Consider the following 16,948-nt stretch of genomic DNA (forward strand, 5'->3'; position numbering starts at 1 on the left):
GGGCAGGAACCGGGGGAGGTCGGTCACGCCCACGCACAAGGGGGATAATGGTATCCGCAAACAAACCCAGCGAGAAATGTCATGCCGGTGCTTCTTGCTATTCTCTGGGAATCTGCATGCGAACTCAGCGATAACCCCGTGTTTCCAGGAAATAGCGGTCAAAATCCCCGACGTGAAACATGGATTCGGAGAAGCCGTGCACCCGGGCGGGGTGTTCCCGCCTTGAAGTCATCCCGTGAATCATCAACATTGGCGGGGTGCGAGCGGGTTCCGGAGGAAGCCGGATGCCTGCTCCCCCTCACTCGCAGCAACATCCCATCCGCTCCGGGTCATGAAGCTCCGGACGGCACCCGAGAGACCTCCTCATGCTCGAGCGCCCCATGTACCTGAAGCCCGATGTCGCCATCGAGCCACTGTTCAACCAGTGGTACGTCTGGTGGTACCTGCTGTCGCCCGCGACGGCGCCGCTGTTCGTCACGCGGCTGCACCTGAAGCTGATGCAGTCGTTCGTCGCGAACCCGGACGTGCACGTCGCCGCGCTGCAGAACCCGGCGCTGATGGGCGGGCCCTTCATCAACCACCCCGTGTCGCGCGTGGGGGACGTGAAGGCGCTGCTGGACCGCACCATGAAGGACCACGCGGACTTCCTGGCCTACGCCAAGGCGCTGGCGGACCTGGAGCAGCTGCTGGCCAGCTCCAAGGGTGAGTCGCTGGAGCCGCTCTACGCGAAGGTGCCGGACATGCTCCGGGGCTACGTGGAGCTCACGTACGACCTGGCCCACCGGGCCAACGCCCGCATCATGGAGCCCCTGCTCTACCGCAGCGGCCTCTACAAGGAGTCGTCGCAGAGCGTGTCGCTGATGCGCGTCACGGGCGACGCGCGCAAGTACGTCTTCAGCACGCCCCGGCTCGAAGGGGACACGCCGCTGTGGCTCCAGGTGCCCTTCCGGCACGAGGGCCTGGACGCCCTCTTCCGCATGCGCCACACGCCGGGCAGCCCCGGGCAGGTGGCGGAGATGCTGGGCGTGCCGACCTCCGCGGCGGACGCGTTCGCGGACCTCTTCACGGACGCCGCCCCGCGCAAGCCGGAGCCGTACACGGGCCCCGGCGTGCGCGTGCGCTACTTCGGCCACGCGTGCGTGCTGATGGAGACGCGCGAGGTGTCCGTCCTCACCGACCCCGTCATCAGCTACGAGTTCCCCACCGAGCACGCGCGCTTCACCCACGCGGACCTGCCGGAGAAGATCGACTACGTCCTCATCACCCACGGCCACGCCGACCACCTGATGATGGAGACGCTCATCCAGCTGCGTCACCGCATCGGCACCATCGTCGTGCCGCGCTCCAACGCGTTCTCGCTGGCGGACCCGTCGCTGCGCCTGATGCTGGAGAAGACGGGCTTCCGCAACGTCGTTGAAATCGACGACCTGCAGGAGATCCGCATCCCCGGCGGTTCGCTGATGGGCATCCCCTTCATCGGCGAGCACAGCGACCTGTCCGTGCAGGCGAAGACGGCGCACCTGGTGCGCCTGGGCGGCCGCGCGATGCTGATGGCCGCGGACTCCAACGCGCTGGAGCCCCGGATGTACGAGCACCTCCAGGAGCTGGTGGGCCCGCTGGACGCGCTCTACCTGGGCATGGAGTGCGAGGGCGGCCCGATGAGCTGGATGTACGGCCCGCTGCTCAGCAACCCCCTGCCGCGCAAGATGGACCAGTCGCGCCGGCTCAACGGCTCCGACTCCGCGCGCGCCACGGAGATCCTCAACCACCTGAAGCCGCGCGAGTCCTTCGTCTACGCCATGGGCCAGGAGCCCTGGCTGCGCCACGTCATGGTGCTCCAGTACGACGAGACGGCGCCGCAGATGATCGAATCGAACAAGTTCCTGGAGGTCTGCCGGGGCCGCAACATCCCCGCCGAGCGCCCGTACCTGCGCATGGAGCGGATCCTCGAATAGCCACGGGGAAGGACGCGGCCGCCCCACGGCGCCGCGTCCCTCAGGCCTCGCGGGCCTGGAGCTTGCGCAGGCCCGCGAGCAGGCCCTCACCGTCCGGTGAGCCCAGGCCGGTGCAGGCGTTCCACACCTGCCGCTCGCTGGCGAAGAACGCGCCGTTGCCGCCCCGGGTGATGGGGCGGACGACGGGCTCGCCCGCGCGGACCAACGCATACAGCCGGGGGTTGAGGAAGCCCACGCGCTCGCCCAGGGCCTCATTGAGGCGGGTGACGAGCGCGGCCCACATGGGCGCCGCGGCGCTGGTGCCCGCGGCCACGCCCCGCTGGCCCTTGAAGACGATTTGATAGCCGGTGTGCAGGTCGCCGTTGGCCGCGACGTCGGGAACGCCCCGTCCGGGCGTGCGCGTCGTGCGCTGGAACACGCCGTCCTTCCAGGCCGTCGTCACCTGCACGGGCACGGGCATGCCTTCCTGGTACGGGGGCAGCGCGTTCATCATGCTGACGCCGCCGCTGCTCGCGCCCGCCGACACCGTCGGGCCGAAGGAGCCCATGGTCATGGCCTCGCCCAGGCGGTTCCACACCGACTCCGCGACGATGCGGTCGCCTTCGGCTTCCAGCGTCGTGCCGCCGCAGCCCAGCACCAGCGCGCTCGCGGCCGGGTAGCTGGGCGCCGCCAGCGTGATGGCCCCCGTGGGCGAGCCGCCCTCCACGGGCACCTGCGAGCCCAGGTCTCCGGAGGCCGCGCACACCGTGATGCCCAGGAGCGCCGCCTCCTTGAAGAGGCGCTCGAAGGCGGCCTCCTCGTCCTGCTGGATGAGGGTGCCTTCGTAGAAGGACCAGCTGGTGGTCAGCACCGACGGCCGGTTCGTCCGGTCGCTGATCGCCATGGCGAAGACGCGGTGGTAGTCGCTCAGCGAGTAGTCCTTGGAGCCCGCGTTGTAGACGACGACGCGCGCCTGCGGGCACACCGCGGACACCAGCTCCACGTCCATCGTGACCTCCGCGTTGGAGGAGACGCCGAGGCCCGGCTTGTTGGGGCCCACGTTCACCGGCGGCTCGCGCTCCACGCCCATCCAGGACAGGTAGGCCTCCAGGTCCTCCGGCTTGTAGCCGCCCGTCAGCTCGATGACGCCCACGCACTGCCCCGCCCCCTGCGTGGAGGGGTAGCGGTAGAGGTTCGCCACCTGCCCGGCCGGATACGAGCGCAGCCCGAGCTGCTTCGCCGACTCCGCGGGCACGGGCAGCGACGCCGAGCTGTGGGTGACGCGCGGGCGGGTGTCCAGGCCGAGCACCCCCTCCACGACGTCGCGCAGGGCGCGCGGCAGCGTGACGGGCTTGCTGTGGAAGAGGAAGGACCGCTTGCCCTGGGCGAAGCGCTTGAGGTCCACGCCGAAGGCCTTGCGGATCGCCGCGGCCGGGCCCTCCAGCCGCACGAGCCCCCGGTCGCGCTGCACGGAGAGGATGCGCAGGCGGTGCTCCTTCGCGAAGCGCTCCACCGCCGCCAAGTCCTTCTTCGCCGTGCCGTACTTCGCCTCGAAGGCCTCGTGGCTGAGCGGAGGGCGCGGGGGCGCCGCGCACAGCTCCTCCACCGTGGGCAGGGGCACGCCGGGGCGCAGCACCAGGGTGACCTCCACGCGGCCAGGCAGGCGCGCGGGGCGGACGGGGACGGGGAAGGAAGACACGCGCTCGCGCTGCGCCGGGGGGATGCGGGCCATGCGCGGCTTTCTAGCACGCGGGCCCGCGCGGCCCCCGCACGTCCCGGGTCGTATCCACCGACTCGCGCGACAGGTAGGCTCGGGCTCCCGCTCATGAACCGAGTCCTCCGCATCAAGCCCCACCTGCGCGCCGAGGTGCTCGATGCGCGGCGCGTCTTCCTCGTCGGTGAGCGCGCCCAGTTCCTGCTGGAGGGAGAGCCGCACGCGCGCGTCGTCCCGCTGCTGGATGGCGAGCGCACCGTGGCCCAGGTCATCGCCCAGGTGGAGGGACAGCTGTCCGCGCCGGAGGTGCTCTACGTGCTGTCGCTCCTGGAGGAGCGCGGGCACGTGGAGGAGGCGGCGGACGTGTTCGACGCGGAGGTCGCCGGCTTCTGGGAGGCGTTGGGCATCGACGCGGCGTTCGCGGCCGGGCGGCTGCTGGACACGCCCGTCGCCGTGCGCGCCGTCGCGGGCGAGGACGCCGAGCGGCTGGTGGACGCGCTGGGAGACACCGGCCTGGACGTGCGCGAGGACGCGGAGCGCCACGTCCTGCTGGTGGATGACTACCTGTCACCGGAGGCGCTCGGGCTCGCGCGCGCGGCCCGCGCTGCCGGGGCGGCGTTCCTGCCGGTGAAGGTCGCGGGCACCGCCTGTCACGCGGGCCCCGTCTTCGCCCCCGGGGACGGCGCGTGCTGGACGTGCCTCACGGCGCGGCTTCGGGCCAACCGCCCCATCGAGCAGTACCTCGCGCGGCGGGGAGGACGGACGCGGCCGTCGCGGACGGCCCTGCCCACGACGGTGCAGGCGGGCCTGTCCTTCGCGGCGACGCTCGTGGCGCGCTGGGTGGTGGAGGCGGGCGCGGACGCGGCGCGGCACTCGCGGCTGTGGACGCTCGACTTCGCCACCTGGAAGCTGGACTCGCACGCGGTGACGCGGCGCCCGCAGTGCCCGGACTGCGGGGACCCGGGCTGGATGGAGGCGCGGGCCCGTCAGCCGCTGGAGCTCGTCTCGCGCCCCAAGCGCTTCACCGACGACGGCGGCCACCGCGTCCTCACGCCCGAGGAGACGTGGGAGCGCCACCGCCACCTCGTGAGCCCGGTGACGGGCGTGGTGAGCGACCTGCGCCCGGTGCCGGGGGACGCGCCGCTGGGCCACATCCAGTCCGCCATCTTCCGCGTGTGTCCGTGGACGGACGCGCCCGCCTCCGACGACTTCCACCGCGTGGCCAGCGGCAAGGGCCGCACCGAGGTCCAGGCCCGCGCGGGCGCCCTGGGCGAGGCGCTGGAGCGCTACAGCGCCGTGTTCCAGGGCGACGAGCCCCGCGTCCACGCCACCGCGTCCTCGCTGGGCCCCCAGGCCGTGCCGCCCGCCGTGCTCCAGCACTTCAGCGCCACGCAGCTCGCGAACCGGCCTGACGGCGCCACGCAGCTCGCGAACCGGCCTGACGGCGCCGCGCACCGCGACGCGCGCCTGGCGGTGCCCCGGCCCTACGCGGATGAGCCCATGGACTGGAGCCCCGCGTGGTCGCTCACGCACGGCGCGCGGCGCTACGTGCCCACGTCGTTCGCGTACCTCTTCGCGCCCACGCCCGAGGGCGGGCCCTTCTGCCACTTCAACTCCAACGGGAACGCGGCCGGCAACTGCGTGGAGGAGGCCATCCTCCAGGGGTTCCTGGAGCTGGTGGAGCGCGATGCGGTGGCGCTCTGGTGGTACAACCGCCTGCGCCGTCCCCGGGTGGCGCTGGCCAGCTTCGACGAGCCGTGGTTCACGTCCGTGGAGGCGCACTACCGGACGCTGGGCCTGCGGCTGTGGGTGATCGATCTCACGCACGACCTGGGCATCCCGGTGTTCGCCGCGCTGGTGGGGTCGTCCACGCACGGGCGGGTCTGGGCCGGGTGCGGCTGCCACTTCGACGCGAAGCTCGCCGTGCAGCGCGCGCTCACGGAGGTGGCCCAGTGCTACGACCCGAAGGACACGTCCGCGTCGCCCTGGGACCTGGGCGCGCACGCGGACCCCACCTGGCTGCATCCCGACGAAGCGGCCCCGGCGCGCGTCCGCTCCGACTTCCCGCGCGTGTGGCATGACGACCTGCGCGAGGATGTCATCGAGTGCGTCGCGCGCGCCTCACGCGCGGGGCTGGAGGTGCTGGTGGTGGACCAGGGGCGCCCGGACGTGGGCATGTCCGCGGTGAAGGTCATCGTCCCGGGCCTGCGACACTTCTGGCCCCGCCTGGGCCCTGGCCGGTTGTATGACGTCCCGGTGCGGATGGGCTGGCTGTCCGCGCCGCTGAACGAAGCGCAGCTCAACCCCGTCCCCTTCTATTTCTGAGCGCTCCCCCGCGTGTCGCCCTCCCCTCCCAAGCCCCGCATCCTGCTGATCCAATGCGGCCCGGACCGACGCCACGTCGACCGGGAGACGGAGGACTTCTGCCCTGAGCGCGGGCTCGTGAAGCGCGCGACGATGACGCCGCTGGCTTGCGCGACGCTCGCGGCGCTCACGCCGGACACCTTCCGCGTGGACATCTGGGACGAGGAGCTGCACGGGCAGCTGCGCGTGGACTCGGAGCTGCCGGACTACGACATCGTCGGCGTGTCGGTGATGTACTCCGCCCTCACCTACCAGGCGCGCTTCCTGGGGGGCCTCTTCCGCGACCGGGGCGCCACCGTCGTCGCCGGAGGCCCCGCCATCTCCGCCGCGCCGGAGGACTACCGGGGCTTCTTCGACGCCCTCTTCGTCAACGAGGCCGAGCGCACCTGGCCGCGCTTCCTCGCGGACTACCTCCAGGGTGAGTACGCCCCCGAATACCGGCAGATTGAAAAGCCCGCCCTGAGCGAGAGCCCCCCGCCGCGCTGGGACGGCATCGCGGCGGACCTCCCGCGCTACGCCTGGGGCTCCGTGCAGACGACGCGCGGCTGCCCGTTCGACTGCTCGTTCTGCGACGTCATCTACCTGTACGGCCGCAAGCAGCGGCACAAGCCCGTGGCGCAGGTGCTGGAGGAGGTGCGGGGCCACGCGGCGCTCGGCGCGGAGGGCGTGTTCTTCGCGGACGACGAGTTCATTGGCGACGCGGCCTACGCGAAGGAGGTGCTCGCGGGGCTGGTGCCCCTCAACCGCGCCCTGCCCCGCCCGCTGCGCTTCTTCACCCAGGTGACGATGAACCTGAGCCGCGACGCCCAGCTGCTGGAGGGCATGGCGGACGCGAACTTCTACACCGTCGTGCTCGGCATCGAGTCCTTCGATCCCGCCGCCCTCAAGGAAGCGCAGAAGCACCAGAACGTGCGCGCGGACCTCATCGGGGACCTGCTGAAGATTCAAGCGCACGGCATCGGGCCCCGGGGCAGCTTCATCGTCGGGTTCGATCACGACACGCCCGCCGTGTTCAACTCGCTGCACGCCAACATCCAGCGCGCGCACCTGCCGTGGGTGGTGGTGGCGCCCCTCCAGGCACCGCGAGGCACGAAGCTGTGGACGCGGCTGCGCGCGGAGGGCCGGCTCGCCACGCCCCGCAAGGCGCAGTCCCGCGACCGGGGCGCCATCGTGCTCAACGTGATGCCCCTGGGCATGACGCGGCCCCAGTTGCTCGAAGGGTTCCGCGACCTGGTGGAGCGGCTGTCCACCTGGGACGCCGCCTGCGAGCGCATCCGGGGCTTCGTCGCCGGCATCCAGCGCCCGCCGCGCGTGGTGGAGCCCGAGTGGCCGGAGGCCGTCACCGACCGCTTCCTCCGCGAGGCCACCGGCGCCTGGGCCCTCACGCCTGGCGAGCGCGCCGCGCTGGGTGACACCCTCCAGGAGGTCCGCCGCACCGCGCCTGCGATGCTGCCGCGCACGGTGTTCTTCCTCGCGCGCAACCAGAACGAGCGTCGCCGGCACGATCGGCTCTTCACCGACTTCGACGCCGTGCTGGACGCGGAGCGCCAGGGCGACCTCATCCCGGACACCCAGCCCGTCTACGTGCCGGCCACCTTCGCCACGGCGATGCGGGACGTGTTCCCGGACCTGTACGTGCGCCTGAGCCGCGACCTGCCGGACCGCCGCGACGTGCCCGAGGCCTCGCGCGAGGTGCTGGTGGACTTCGTCTCCCGCTGGGGCGAGGGCTTCCACGCCCTCCAGCCGCAGCACCACGAGTTCCTGCGCGAGCTGTGCGACGCGGCGGTGGCGGCGCGCGGCGGACACGCCGGGGCGCTGGAGGCGGACGAGGAGCAGGCCCTGCGCACCCAGGCGCGCCGCACCGGCCTGCTGGAAGCGCTGCTCAAGGACGTGCGCGACGAGTTGGCGAGCTGGGGACGGTGAGCGATGCGTGACGGCCTCCCCATCTTCGACGCGGACCGCCACGTCCTGGAGCCGCTCGGCCTCTGGGCGGAGCACCTGGAGCCCGCGCTGCGCAAGCACGCGCCCCGCCCCGGGCGCCTCCCGGACGAACCCCTCCAGGAGCGCCTGGAGCGGCTGGGCCCCCAGGGCCTGCTGCCCGTGCAGCCCCTGCCGGAGGTGGACGGCAAGCCGCTGTGGAACCACATGCCGGAGCGGGCGTGGGTGGCGTTCTGCGCGCGCTCCTACCAGCAACTGGGCCGCAATGAGCTCCTGGCGCAGCCGGACGTGTACCTGGCGGAGATGGACCGCTCGGGCGTGGACCGGGCGGCGCTCTTCCCCACCTACGCGCTGCTGCTGGAGGGCTTCTCGCCGCTGAAGCCGCGCGTGGCCACCGCCTACGCGTCCGTCTACAACACCTGGCTGCACGGCTTCTGCGCGCTGGACCCGGAGCGCCTGCGCGGCGTGGGGCTCATCAGCCGGCACGAACCGGAGGCCATGGTGGCGGAGGTGCGCCGCGTGGCCGGCTTCGGCTGGCGCGCGGTGATGGTGCGGCCCAACCCCATTGGCGGGCGGCTCCTGTCGGACGCGGCCTATGAGCCCTTCTGGGCCGAGTGCGAGGCCCGCTCCATGGCGGTGGTGCTGCACGGCAGCGGCCACGTCTACGTGCCGTCCGCGGGCGCGGACCGCTTCGACACGCGCTTCGCCAACCACGCCTGCGCCCACCCGATGGAGCTGATGATGGGGCTGCTGGCGCTGCTCCAGGGCGGCGTGCTGGAGCGCCACCCGGGCCTGCGCATCGGCGCGATGGAGGCCGGCTGCGGCTGGCTGCCCTACTGGTCCTGGCGCCTGGATGAGGAGTACCGCGCCGTGGGTGCCGAGGTCTCCGCCACCCTCCGACAAGCTCCATCCGCCTACCTGCGCCGCCATTGCTACGTGTCGGTGGAGCCGGATGAACCCTACCTGCCCGACATGATGCGACACCTGCCGGAGGAGCGCCTGCTGTTCGGCAGCGACTTCCCCCATCTGGACCACGGAGAGGACGTGTTGGGTTCCCTGCTGTCCTTGCGTGACCGGATACCCGAAAGTCGTCTACGAAAGGTTCTCTGGGAAAACCCGACTCGGTTCTACGGTGCGGAACCGTGAGGCCGCTCGCATGAGATTGTCGCTCGCCGAAGGCGTGGCGCTGCGTTGTCCCGAAGCGGAGGACGCGCGCGTGGAAGGTCAGGGCCGCTCGCTGCGGCTGGGCCTGCTGGCCCCGGGTGTGCGCGCCGTCTTCGAGTCGCTCGCGGACGGAGGCATCCAGGAGACGGAGGTGCCGGCCGCGGCGGGCACGGACGCTTCGCTCGCGTGGTACTGGCTGGACCTGGCCGGGGATGGCGGCCTGCTGTCGTGGACGGTGGAGGAGCGCGGCAACCTGCTCATGACGCTGACGCCGGCCTCCGCGTCGTTCCTGCGCCGGCGCGCGACGTTCGACGCGCTGGTGCCCCTGCAACTGTCCCGCTTCGCGCACACGCGCATGGCGGCGGGGCACGCGGTGCTGGACTGCCCCACCGTGCACGCCACCGCGGTGCTGCATGACCGGCGCGTGGTGTCGCTGCTGTTCGACATGGCCCGCCCCACGCTGCTGGCGCGGCTCAACCAGTTCAACACCGGCATCGAATCCGTGACGCTCCGGGAGCTGGTGCGCCTGCTGGCGGAGACGGGCATCCTGGTGCCGGAGGGGCTGGACGTGCCGGCGTCGGAGGCGACGCTCACCGCCCTGCGCCAGTGGGAGCCGCATGACCTGCTCTTCCACCTGCGCTCGCGGGGCTGGGGCCACCAGACGCGCGCGGGCGCCACCTACCGCTTCCGGGGCGAGCTGCCCAACCCGCCCGCGCTCAAGCCGTCCGTCGCGCAGGAGACGGTGGCGCTGTACCGCCCGGACATGGAGGCGCTGCGCACCGGGGACGCGTCCTTCACCGAGGTGCTGGAGAACCGGCGCAGCCTCCGGGGCCGGGGCACCACCCCGCTCACCGTGAAGCAGCTGGGGGAGCTGCTGTACCGCGCCGCGCGCGTGCGGGACGTGAGGAGCACGCTCGACGGCGACGTCACCGACCGGCCCTACCCTGGCGCGGGCGCGGCGTACGCGCTGGAGCTGTACCCGCTCGTCGGGGAGTGCCAGGGCCTGCCCCCGGGCGTGTACCACTACGATCCGCTGGGCCACCAACTGGAGAAGCTGAGCGGCCCCACGCAGGAGTTCCAGGCCCTGCTGGACGAGGCCCGCTCGCCGGTGGAGCCCTTCGAGCGGCCGGAGGTGCTGATGGTGGTGGCGGCGCGCGTGCCCCGGCTCGCGTGGAAGTACGAGACGCTGGCGTACTCGCTGGTGTTGCAGGACACCGGAGCGCTGGTGCAGACGCTCTACCTGGTGTCCACCGCGCTGGCCTTGCGGCCCTACGCGCTGGGGCGCAGCGACCCGGACCTCTTCCAGCGCGTGGCCGGGGTGGACGGCTTCGCGGAGGCGTCCGTGGGCGCCTTCGCGGTGTCCGGTGGCTCGACGCCAATCCCCTGAGCCAGCCCAGGGGACGCGGGCGTCACGCCGGGTTCAGCAGCAGGGGCTGCCGCAGCAGTGCGAGCGGTTGTACGTGTCCGTGAGGCTGGACAGGGCCACGGCGTGGTCCGCCACGTTGGCCGGCTTCTTCGGCAGGGGCAGCTCCACCTCCGCGCCGCCGAGCTTCCACTCGTTGGGGGTGCCCGCCTCGGCGCCGGTGGCCGGGACGACCTTGAGCTGGATGGCGGCGGGCATCTCGAAGTCGAAGCGCTCCTTGAGCGCCTGACGCGGGTCGGCCAGCAGGGCCTTCTCGAAGGAGGGCTCCTTCCATGCCAGGGCGACGGCGCGCATCCACACCGACTGCCAGTCATTCACCGTGGCCTTCGCACCCAGCCCCGGCGAGGACGGCTTGCGCGCCACGGGGCGGGCCTTGGTGGGCGCGGCCTTCGACTCCGGCTTCTTCTTGCTCATGTCAGCAGTCTCCTCCCAGCGCCTCCAGCAGCGCGCGGGCCTCCATGACGGGCGGCGTTCCCAGCCCCTCGGTGAAGGTACTGTAGATTATCTGGAGCCGCTGCCGCGCTTCTTCCTGTCGACCCGACGTCTGGAGTAGGCGCGCCAGCGCGGTGACGGCCTGCAGCTCCGGCATCCGCGCGCCCTGCGCGTGAGCCACGTCCGCGGCCTGCCGGAAGCACGCCTCCGCGGACGGGGCCGTGGCGCCGTCCCGCGCGAGCAGCACCCGGCCCTTGACCCGCAGCATCCTGGACTCGTGGTAGCCCTCACCCAGGGCCCGCGCGCGCTCCTGGCCTCGCTCCAGCGTGGCGAGCGCCGTGTCCAGGTGGCCCAGCTCCAGCTCCAGCTCCGCCAGGATGGCGTAGTACGCCGGCTGATCCATCTCCGTGCCGAACGCCTCGCGCATCGCCACGCCCCGCCGCATGGCCTCCAGGTCCTTCGCCGCCCACCCGCGCAGGATGCCCACGTAGGCGGCCTGCTCCACGAGCCCGTAGCGGTGCGACAGCTCCGCGTGCTGCGAGAGGAGCCGCGTCACCTCCGTCCGGTCGCCGTGCTCCTGCGCCATCAGCAGCAGGTAGATGAACGACAGGCCGATGCTGGTGCCGTGGTTCAGCTCGCGGCCCCACGCCACCGCGGCCTCGCCGTGCGCCCTCGCCTGATCCGCGAAGCCCAAGAGCCACAGCGTCCGGCACAGCACCACCTCGCCGCCCACGCGCGTGTCCTGCCCGTAGAGGATGCGGTGCATGCGGTGCGCGACGGGGTCGAACAGCGCCACGCACCGCTCCGCCTTCGCCTTCGCCTCCCCGAGCCGGCCCTCCAGCAGCTCGATGTTGGAGAGGATGGTGAGCGCCACCGCCTCCTGCCCCGCGTCACCGGAGCGCTGCGCCAGCGCCACCAGCCTGTCCAGCAGGCCGCGCACCCGGCGCTGGTCGCCGCCCAGGTGGTAGTAGATGGACAGCACCCACAGCGTCGGGGCCGCGTAGGGGCTCTCCCCCACGGTGAAGAGCAGCTCCAGCGACCGCTCGGCCACGGTGCGCAGGTCCTGCGAGCGCCAGCCCTGCGTGGACATCAGCGCCGGGGCGAGCACGCCGTTGAGGCTCAGCTCCAACTGCGCGCGCTCCAACGGCTCCTCGATGGCGTCCAGCCACGACAGGCCCAGCCGGGAGAACAGGATGGCCTCCACGTAGGCGGAGCGCACGAGCGCGGCGAAGGCGGCCTTCTGCGCGTAGACGATGGCCTTGCGCTTGAGGTTCGCGCTCGCGTGGTGGTGCGCGAGCAGGTCCGGCCGCTCGTTCACCACCTCCGGGAAGTGCTCCTCCAGCGCCGCCGCCGTCTTCGCGTGCACCTGCTGCCGGTGCCGCTTGAGCATCGAGTCGTAGGCCGCGTCGCGCACCAGCGCGTGCTTGAAGAGGTACACGGGCCCCCTGGGCCGGCGCTTGCGGTGCAGCAGCCCCGCGCCCACCAGCCGCTCCAGGTCCGCGTCCAGCGCCTCCGGCGTCAGCGGGCTGATGTGGCGCAGCAGCTCCTGCGACAGCTCGCGGCCCAGCACCGACGCCACCTGCGCCGTCTCCTTGCCGCGCCCCAGCCGATCCAACCGCGCGACGAGCAGGTCGCGCAGCGTGCCCGGCACCACCGGGCCCCCCTTGCCCACCTCCAGCGCGAAGTGGCCCTCGCGCTTCACCAGCGCGCCGGACTCCAGCAGCGTGCGCACCAGCTCCTCGATGAACAGCGGGATGCCGTCCGTGCGCGCGGCGATCTCCTCCAGCGCCTCCGCGGAGAGCGGGCCACCCGCCGCGGCGCAGGCCAGCCGCTCCACCTCCGCGCGCGCCAGGGCGCCCAGTTGCACCTGCATCACCGACGACGAGGGCCACGGCGGCTCGAACTCCGGACGCGCGCTGAACACCGCGAACAGGCGCGACGACGCCACCTCCGCCACCAGCGCCTTGAGCAGCTCCAGCGTGGACGGGTCCGCCCAGTGCAGGTCCTCCAGCGCCAGCACCACCGGCTGGCGCTCCGCCAGCGCGGCGAGGAACGCGAGCAGCGCGTCGCGCGTCAGCTCCCGGTGCTTCAGCGGCGACACGTCCAGCGGCGCCCAGCGCTCCGGCGGCAGCGGCAGGGACAGGAGCGGCGCGAACAGCGGCATCGACTCCGGCAGGTCGAAGCTGTAGCCGGACAGCAGCGCCTCCAGGCCCTTCAGCCGGCCTTCGGGGGACAGGTCGCGGTTCGGATCCAGCATCCGCGTGAGCAGGTCCACCACCGGGAAGTACGCCTGGCTGGAGCTGTCCGCCGTGCAGCGGGCCTCCAGCCACGTATGCGGGTCGACGCCCAGCTTGTCGCCCAGCTCGCGGGTGAGGCGCGACTTGCCGATGCCCGGCTCGCCGGACACGAGCACCGCCTGCCCCTGCCCCGCCCGCACCTGCTCCCAGCGCGACAGGAGCAGGTCCAGCTCCCGGGTGCGGCCCACCAGCGAGAGCGCCTCGTCGGTGCCGCTCCACGTCGCGTCCGCGCCCTGGAGCACGAACGTCTCCAGGCCGGGGGGCAGCAGGTCGTGGACGGGCGCGGGCCCGGGCTCCAGCGGGAAGTGCTTGCGCACGAGCTGCTGCGTGTCCCCGGTGACGAGGATGGCCCCCGGGGGCGCGGACGTGCTCAGGCGGAAGGCCAGCTTCGGCGTGGTGCCCACGACGAAGCCCAGGCCGGACAGCGTGGGATCCCGCTGCTCGCGCGACACCACGAGCCCCGTGTGCAGGCCCACGCGGATCTCCACCCGCGTGCCGCGCTCGGCTTCGATGGCGCGGGCCCGGCGCTGCACCTCCGCCACCATGTCCAGCGCCGCCTGCGCCGCGCGCCGGGCGTCGTCCTCCCGCGCCGCCGGATAGCCGAAGTAGAAGAGGACGATGTCGCCCAGCGCGCTGGCGATGTGGCCGTTGTAGCGCCGCGCGATTTCAATGCAGACCTCCTGCTGGGCGCCCAGCACGTGGTCCAGCTCCTCGATGTCCACCGGGCCCGGCGCCATCGCCGTGGCGGACAGCGTGCAGCACACCACGGTGAGCTGCCGGCGCTCACCCTCCGCCCACCGGCGCGCGCGCGTGGACAGCGCGTTGGGCGTGCGGCTGCTCAGCTCCACCGTCGCCGTCTCCGCGTTGGGGGCCGCGGGCTGGATGCGCACGGGCGCGGACCTGCGCGGCAGGTTGGACAGGTCCACCGCCTCCAGCTGGCGCAGCAGCACCTCCGCGGAGACGGTGCGCTGGGACGGGTCCTTGGCGGTGGCGCGCTGGAGCAGCTTGCCCACCGGGTGCGCGGCGATGGTCGCGGGGATGGGCACCGGCTCCGCGGACAGCTGCTGGAAGATGACCTCCGCGACGGTGGCGCCCTCGAAGACGCGCTTGCCGGTGAGGCACTCCAGGAACACCAGCCCCCAGGCGTACAGGTCCGAGCGCGGCGTGGGCGGCTGGCCGCGAAGCTGCTCCGGCGCCGCGTAGGACGGCGTGCCCAGGGATTCGTTGGTGGAGGTGATGCGCGGCTGCGGCTCCGCGCGCGTCAGCTCATCCGTCACCGACCCGATGCCGAAGTCCAGCACCAGCGCGTTGCGGCGCGCGCCGGTGGGCACGACCATGACGTTCGCGGGCTTCAGGTCGCGGTGCACCACGTTCTGCGCGTGCGCGCACGCCAGCGCGTCCAGCAGTTGGAGCATCAGGTGGCGCACCTCCACCGGATCCAACACGCCCTCCTCCGCGAGCACCTGCGCCAGGTTCTTGCCCGGGACGAACTCGAAGATGGAGTAGACGGCGCCGCCCTGCGCCCGCCCGGAGTCGATGAGCCGCACGATGTTCGGGTGGTGCATCTGCGCGCACAGCTTCATCTCCCGCTCGAAGCGCGCGCCGCGGCGCTCCACCGACTCCGGCGTCGCGCCCTCCGTCAGCCGCAGCAGCTTCACCGCCACGTTCTGGCCGGTCGTCACCTGCCGGGCCTTGTAGACGCGGCCGAAGCCGCCCTCGCCCAGCTCCGACAGCAGCTCGTAGCGGCCCTGGAAGGCCTCCAGCAGGTTGGGGTCCATGGGGTTCTTCATCGCGCTCCCGAGCCTCACACCGTTGCGAACAGCGCCTCAACCACGTCCCGAGCCGGTCCCCTGCGTGGACACCGGCCGACCGACCTGCGCCCCCCGCCGGGGCAGCGTGATGACGAACTCCGTGAACTCGCCCGGCACCGTCTCCATGCGGAAGGTGCCCTGGTGTCCCTGCACGATGATGTCATGACTGAGTGACAGCCCGAGCCCCGTCCCCTGCCCCGGTGGCTTCGTGGTGAAGAAGGGGTCGAAGATGCGCTCCGCGCTCGCCGCGGGGATGCCGGGGCCGTTGTCGCGCAGGCGCACCTCCACCTGCTCCGCCCGCGCCAGGGTGCGGACCTTGAGCACCGGCACGTACCCGGCCCCCTGGGCGGCCCACTTCTGGCGCAGGGCGTAGAGCGCGTTGTCCACGACGTTGATGATGACGCGCCCCACGTCCGCGCGGACCAGCTCCACGCCCGCCACGGCGGGGTCGTACTCCACGTCCAGCCGCACGGGCACCGGCTCCCCGCGAGCGCCGCCCTGGCCCAGGGCGATGCTCTCCGCGACCAGCGCGTTCAGGTCCACCGCCTCGCGCGGCCCCGGCGAGCGGCGCGCGTGCTGGAGCATGCCCTGGATGAGCGCGTCCGCGCGCCGGCCGTGCTCGTTGATCTTCCGCGCGTTGGTGCGCAGGCAGTCCAGCGCCTCGTCCACGTCGCGCACGGAGGCGGCGTCCAGCCGCTCGCGCTGCGGCGCCATCACGCCCGCCAGGTCCTCCGTCAGGCCCACCGACAGGCCGGCGAAGTTGCTGATGAAGTTGAGCGGGTTGCGCAGCTCGTGCGCCATGCCGCCCACCATGGACGCCAGCGAGGCCAGCTTCGCGTCCATGATGAGCTGCATGCGCTGCACCGTCTCCTGCTCGATGCGGCGGTAGAGCCGGGCGTTCTCCAGCGCCAGCGCCGCCTGCCCCGCGAACGCGACGAGGAAGTCCAGGTCGTCCTCCGAGAAGCGGTTGGGCGTGGAGAGGTTGTCCACGTACAGCACGCCCAGCACCTCGTCCCGGGGCTTGAGCGGCACGCACATGGAGGCGCGGATGGAGCTGAAGATGATGGAGTCGGCCGCGTCCAGGCGCGGGTCGTTCACCGCGTCGGAGAACAGGGCCGCCACGCTGCGGCGCAGCACGAAGTCCACGATGTTCTGGCTGAAGATGGGCCCGCGCACGGGCGTGCCCTCCGCCGTCTTCGACACGCGCGGCTCCAGCTTCCCGGTCTGCTCATCCAGCAGCAGGATGACGCCCCGGTCGACGTGGAGGATCTGGAACGCGAGGTCCAACACCTTGCCCAGCAGCGTGTCGAAGTCGTCCGTGACGGACAGCAGCTTCGCCACCTCCTGGAGGATGCGCAGGCGCTCCCGCGCGCGGGTGGCCGCGCTCGCCGCCTCCGACGCGGACTGCTCCGGCCCGGGCACCGCCTGCACCAGCGTCTTCAGCGGCACCCGGGTGAGCGCGCGCGTGAGCTGGGGACGGGGCTCGTCGGAGGAGGGCTCCCCCGCCCTGCCCGGCGCCACCGGTGGGGGCGCCTCGGGGGTGAGCAGGAAGACGAGCTCGCCCAGCGTCAGCGTGTCGCCGGGGCGCAGCTCCTTGCGGCGGATCTGCTCGCCGTTGACGAAGGTGCCGTTCTTGCTCTGGAGGTCGGTGACGAAGAAGCGCCCGTCGGAGCGTTCGATGCGCGCGTGCTGGCGCGACAGGCTGCGGTGGGGGATGCAGATGGTCTGGTCATCCGCGCGCCCCAGGGTGACGGGCGCGTCCCCCAGCGGATAGGACAGCTCATCCGGCTGGCCTGGGTTGTAGACGAGCATCGGCACGGCGGACCCCCTCCGGGGCGAAAGCCTAACCGAAAAGCCCGACCGCTTACCGC

9 protein-coding genes are annotated in these 16,948 nt (G+C 72.4%); 5 read left to right on the forward strand and 4 right to left on the reverse strand.

Features of this window, described 5'->3' with window-relative positions; all coding sequences use genetic code 11:
• Window positions 1–365 precede the first annotated feature (365 nt).
• A complete protein-coding gene (locus OV207_RS04110) occupies window positions 366–1,955 on the forward strand; it encodes an MBL fold metallo-hydrolase (protein ID WP_193430735.1) in 1,590 nt (529 codons plus the stop codon).
• A 40-nt stretch (window positions 1,956–1,995) separates the two neighbouring features.
• Here OV207_RS04110 and OV207_RS04115 read toward each other — a convergent pair whose 3' ends face one another.
• Entirely contained in the window at window positions 1,996–3,666 is a 1,671-nt protein-coding gene (locus OV207_RS04115) for a S53 family peptidase (RefSeq protein WP_267552819.1), read from the reverse strand.
• Window positions 3,667–3,759: 93 nt separating this feature from the next.
• Here OV207_RS04115 and OV207_RS04120 point away from each other — a divergent pair, with 93 nt between their 5' ends.
• The 4 genes from OV207_RS04120 to OV207_RS04135 are packed head-to-tail and all read left to right on the forward strand — an operon-like array spanning window position 3,760 to window position 10,501.
• A complete protein-coding gene (locus tag OV207_RS04120; RefSeq protein ID WP_267552820.1) occupies window positions 3,760–5,973 on the forward strand; it encodes a TOMM precursor leader peptide-binding protein in 2,214 nt (737 codons plus the stop codon).
• A gap of 12 nt (window positions 5,974–5,985) precedes the next feature.
• Window positions 5,986–7,935, forward strand: a complete 1,950-nt coding sequence (locus OV207_RS04125; protein ID WP_267552822.1) for a radical SAM protein — start codon at window positions 5,986–5,988, stop codon at window positions 7,933–7,935.
• A 3-nt stretch (window positions 7,936–7,938) separates the two neighbouring features.
• Complete coding sequence (locus OV207_RS04130) at window positions 7,939–9,096, forward strand: amidohydrolase family protein (protein ID WP_267552824.1); 1,158 nt, start codon at window positions 7,939–7,941, stop codon at window positions 9,094–9,096.
• Between the two features lie 10 nt (window positions 9,097–9,106).
• A complete protein-coding gene (locus OV207_RS04135; RefSeq protein ID WP_267552826.1) occupies window positions 9,107–10,501 on the forward strand; it encodes a SagB family peptide dehydrogenase in 1,395 nt (464 codons plus the stop codon).
• Between the two features lie 33 nt (window positions 10,502–10,534).
• Here the strand turns inward: OV207_RS04135 and OV207_RS04140 are convergent, their stop codons facing one another.
• Genes OV207_RS04140 through OV207_RS04150 form a run of 3 tightly spaced genes read right to left on the reverse strand, consistent with a single transcriptional unit; the run spans window position 10,535 to window position 16,889 of the window.
• Window positions 10,535–10,951, reverse strand: a complete 417-nt coding sequence (locus tag OV207_RS04140) for a BMA_0021/BMA_0022 family TOMM bacteriocin (RefSeq protein ID WP_193430741.1) — start codon at window positions 10,949–10,951, stop codon at window positions 10,535–10,537.
• Window position 10,952: 1 nt separating this feature from the next.
• The gene (locus OV207_RS04145; protein WP_267552829.1) at window positions 10,953–15,056 is read right to left on the reverse strand and encodes a TOMM system kinase/cyclase fusion protein; all 4,104 of its coding nucleotides are present in this window, start codon (window positions 15,054–15,056) and stop codon (window positions 10,953–10,955) included.
• 36 nt (window positions 15,057–15,092) lie between these two features.
• A complete protein-coding gene (locus OV207_RS04150) occupies window positions 15,093–16,889 on the reverse strand; it encodes an FHA domain-containing protein (RefSeq protein ID WP_267553154.1) in 1,797 nt (598 codons plus the stop codon).
• Between the last annotated feature and the right edge of the window lie 59 nt (window positions 16,890–16,948).

It is taken from the genome of Corallococcus sp. BB11-1 (assembly GCF_026626625.1).
GTDB lineage: Bacteria > Myxococcota > Myxococcia > Myxococcales > Myxococcaceae > Corallococcus > Corallococcus soli.

Excerpts from the sequence above, each read along its gene's own strand:
- OV207_RS04130 (WP_267552824.1), top strand. The coding sequence starts at position 7,939 with ATGCGTGACGGCCTCCCCATCTTCGACGCGGACCGCCACGTCCTGGAG.
- OV207_RS04140 (WP_193430741.1), bottom strand. The coding sequence starts at position 10,951 with ATGAGCAAGAAGAAGCCGGAGTCGAAGGCCGCGCCCACCAAGGCCCGC.
- OV207_RS04150 (WP_267553154.1), bottom strand. The coding sequence starts at position 16,889 with ATGCTCGTCTACAACCCAGGCCAGCCGGATGAGCTGTCCTATCCGCTG.
- OV207_RS04120 (WP_267552820.1), top strand. The coding sequence starts at position 3,760 with ATGAACCGAGTCCTCCGCATCAAGCCCCACCTGCGCGCCGAGGTGCTC.
- OV207_RS04135 (WP_267552826.1), top strand. The coding sequence starts at position 9,107 with ATGAGATTGTCGCTCGCCGAAGGCGTGGCGCTGCGTTGTCCCGAAGCG.
- OV207_RS04115 (WP_267552819.1), bottom strand. The coding sequence starts at position 3,666 with ATGGCCCGCATCCCCCCGGCGCAGCGCGAGCGCGTGTCTTCCTTCCCC.
- OV207_RS04110 (WP_193430735.1), top strand. The coding sequence starts at position 366 with ATGCTCGAGCGCCCCATGTACCTGAAGCCCGATGTCGCCATCGAGCCA.
- OV207_RS04145 (WP_267552829.1), bottom strand. The coding sequence starts at position 15,056 with ATGAAGAACCCCATGGACCCCAACCTGCTGGAGGCCTTCCAGGGCCGC.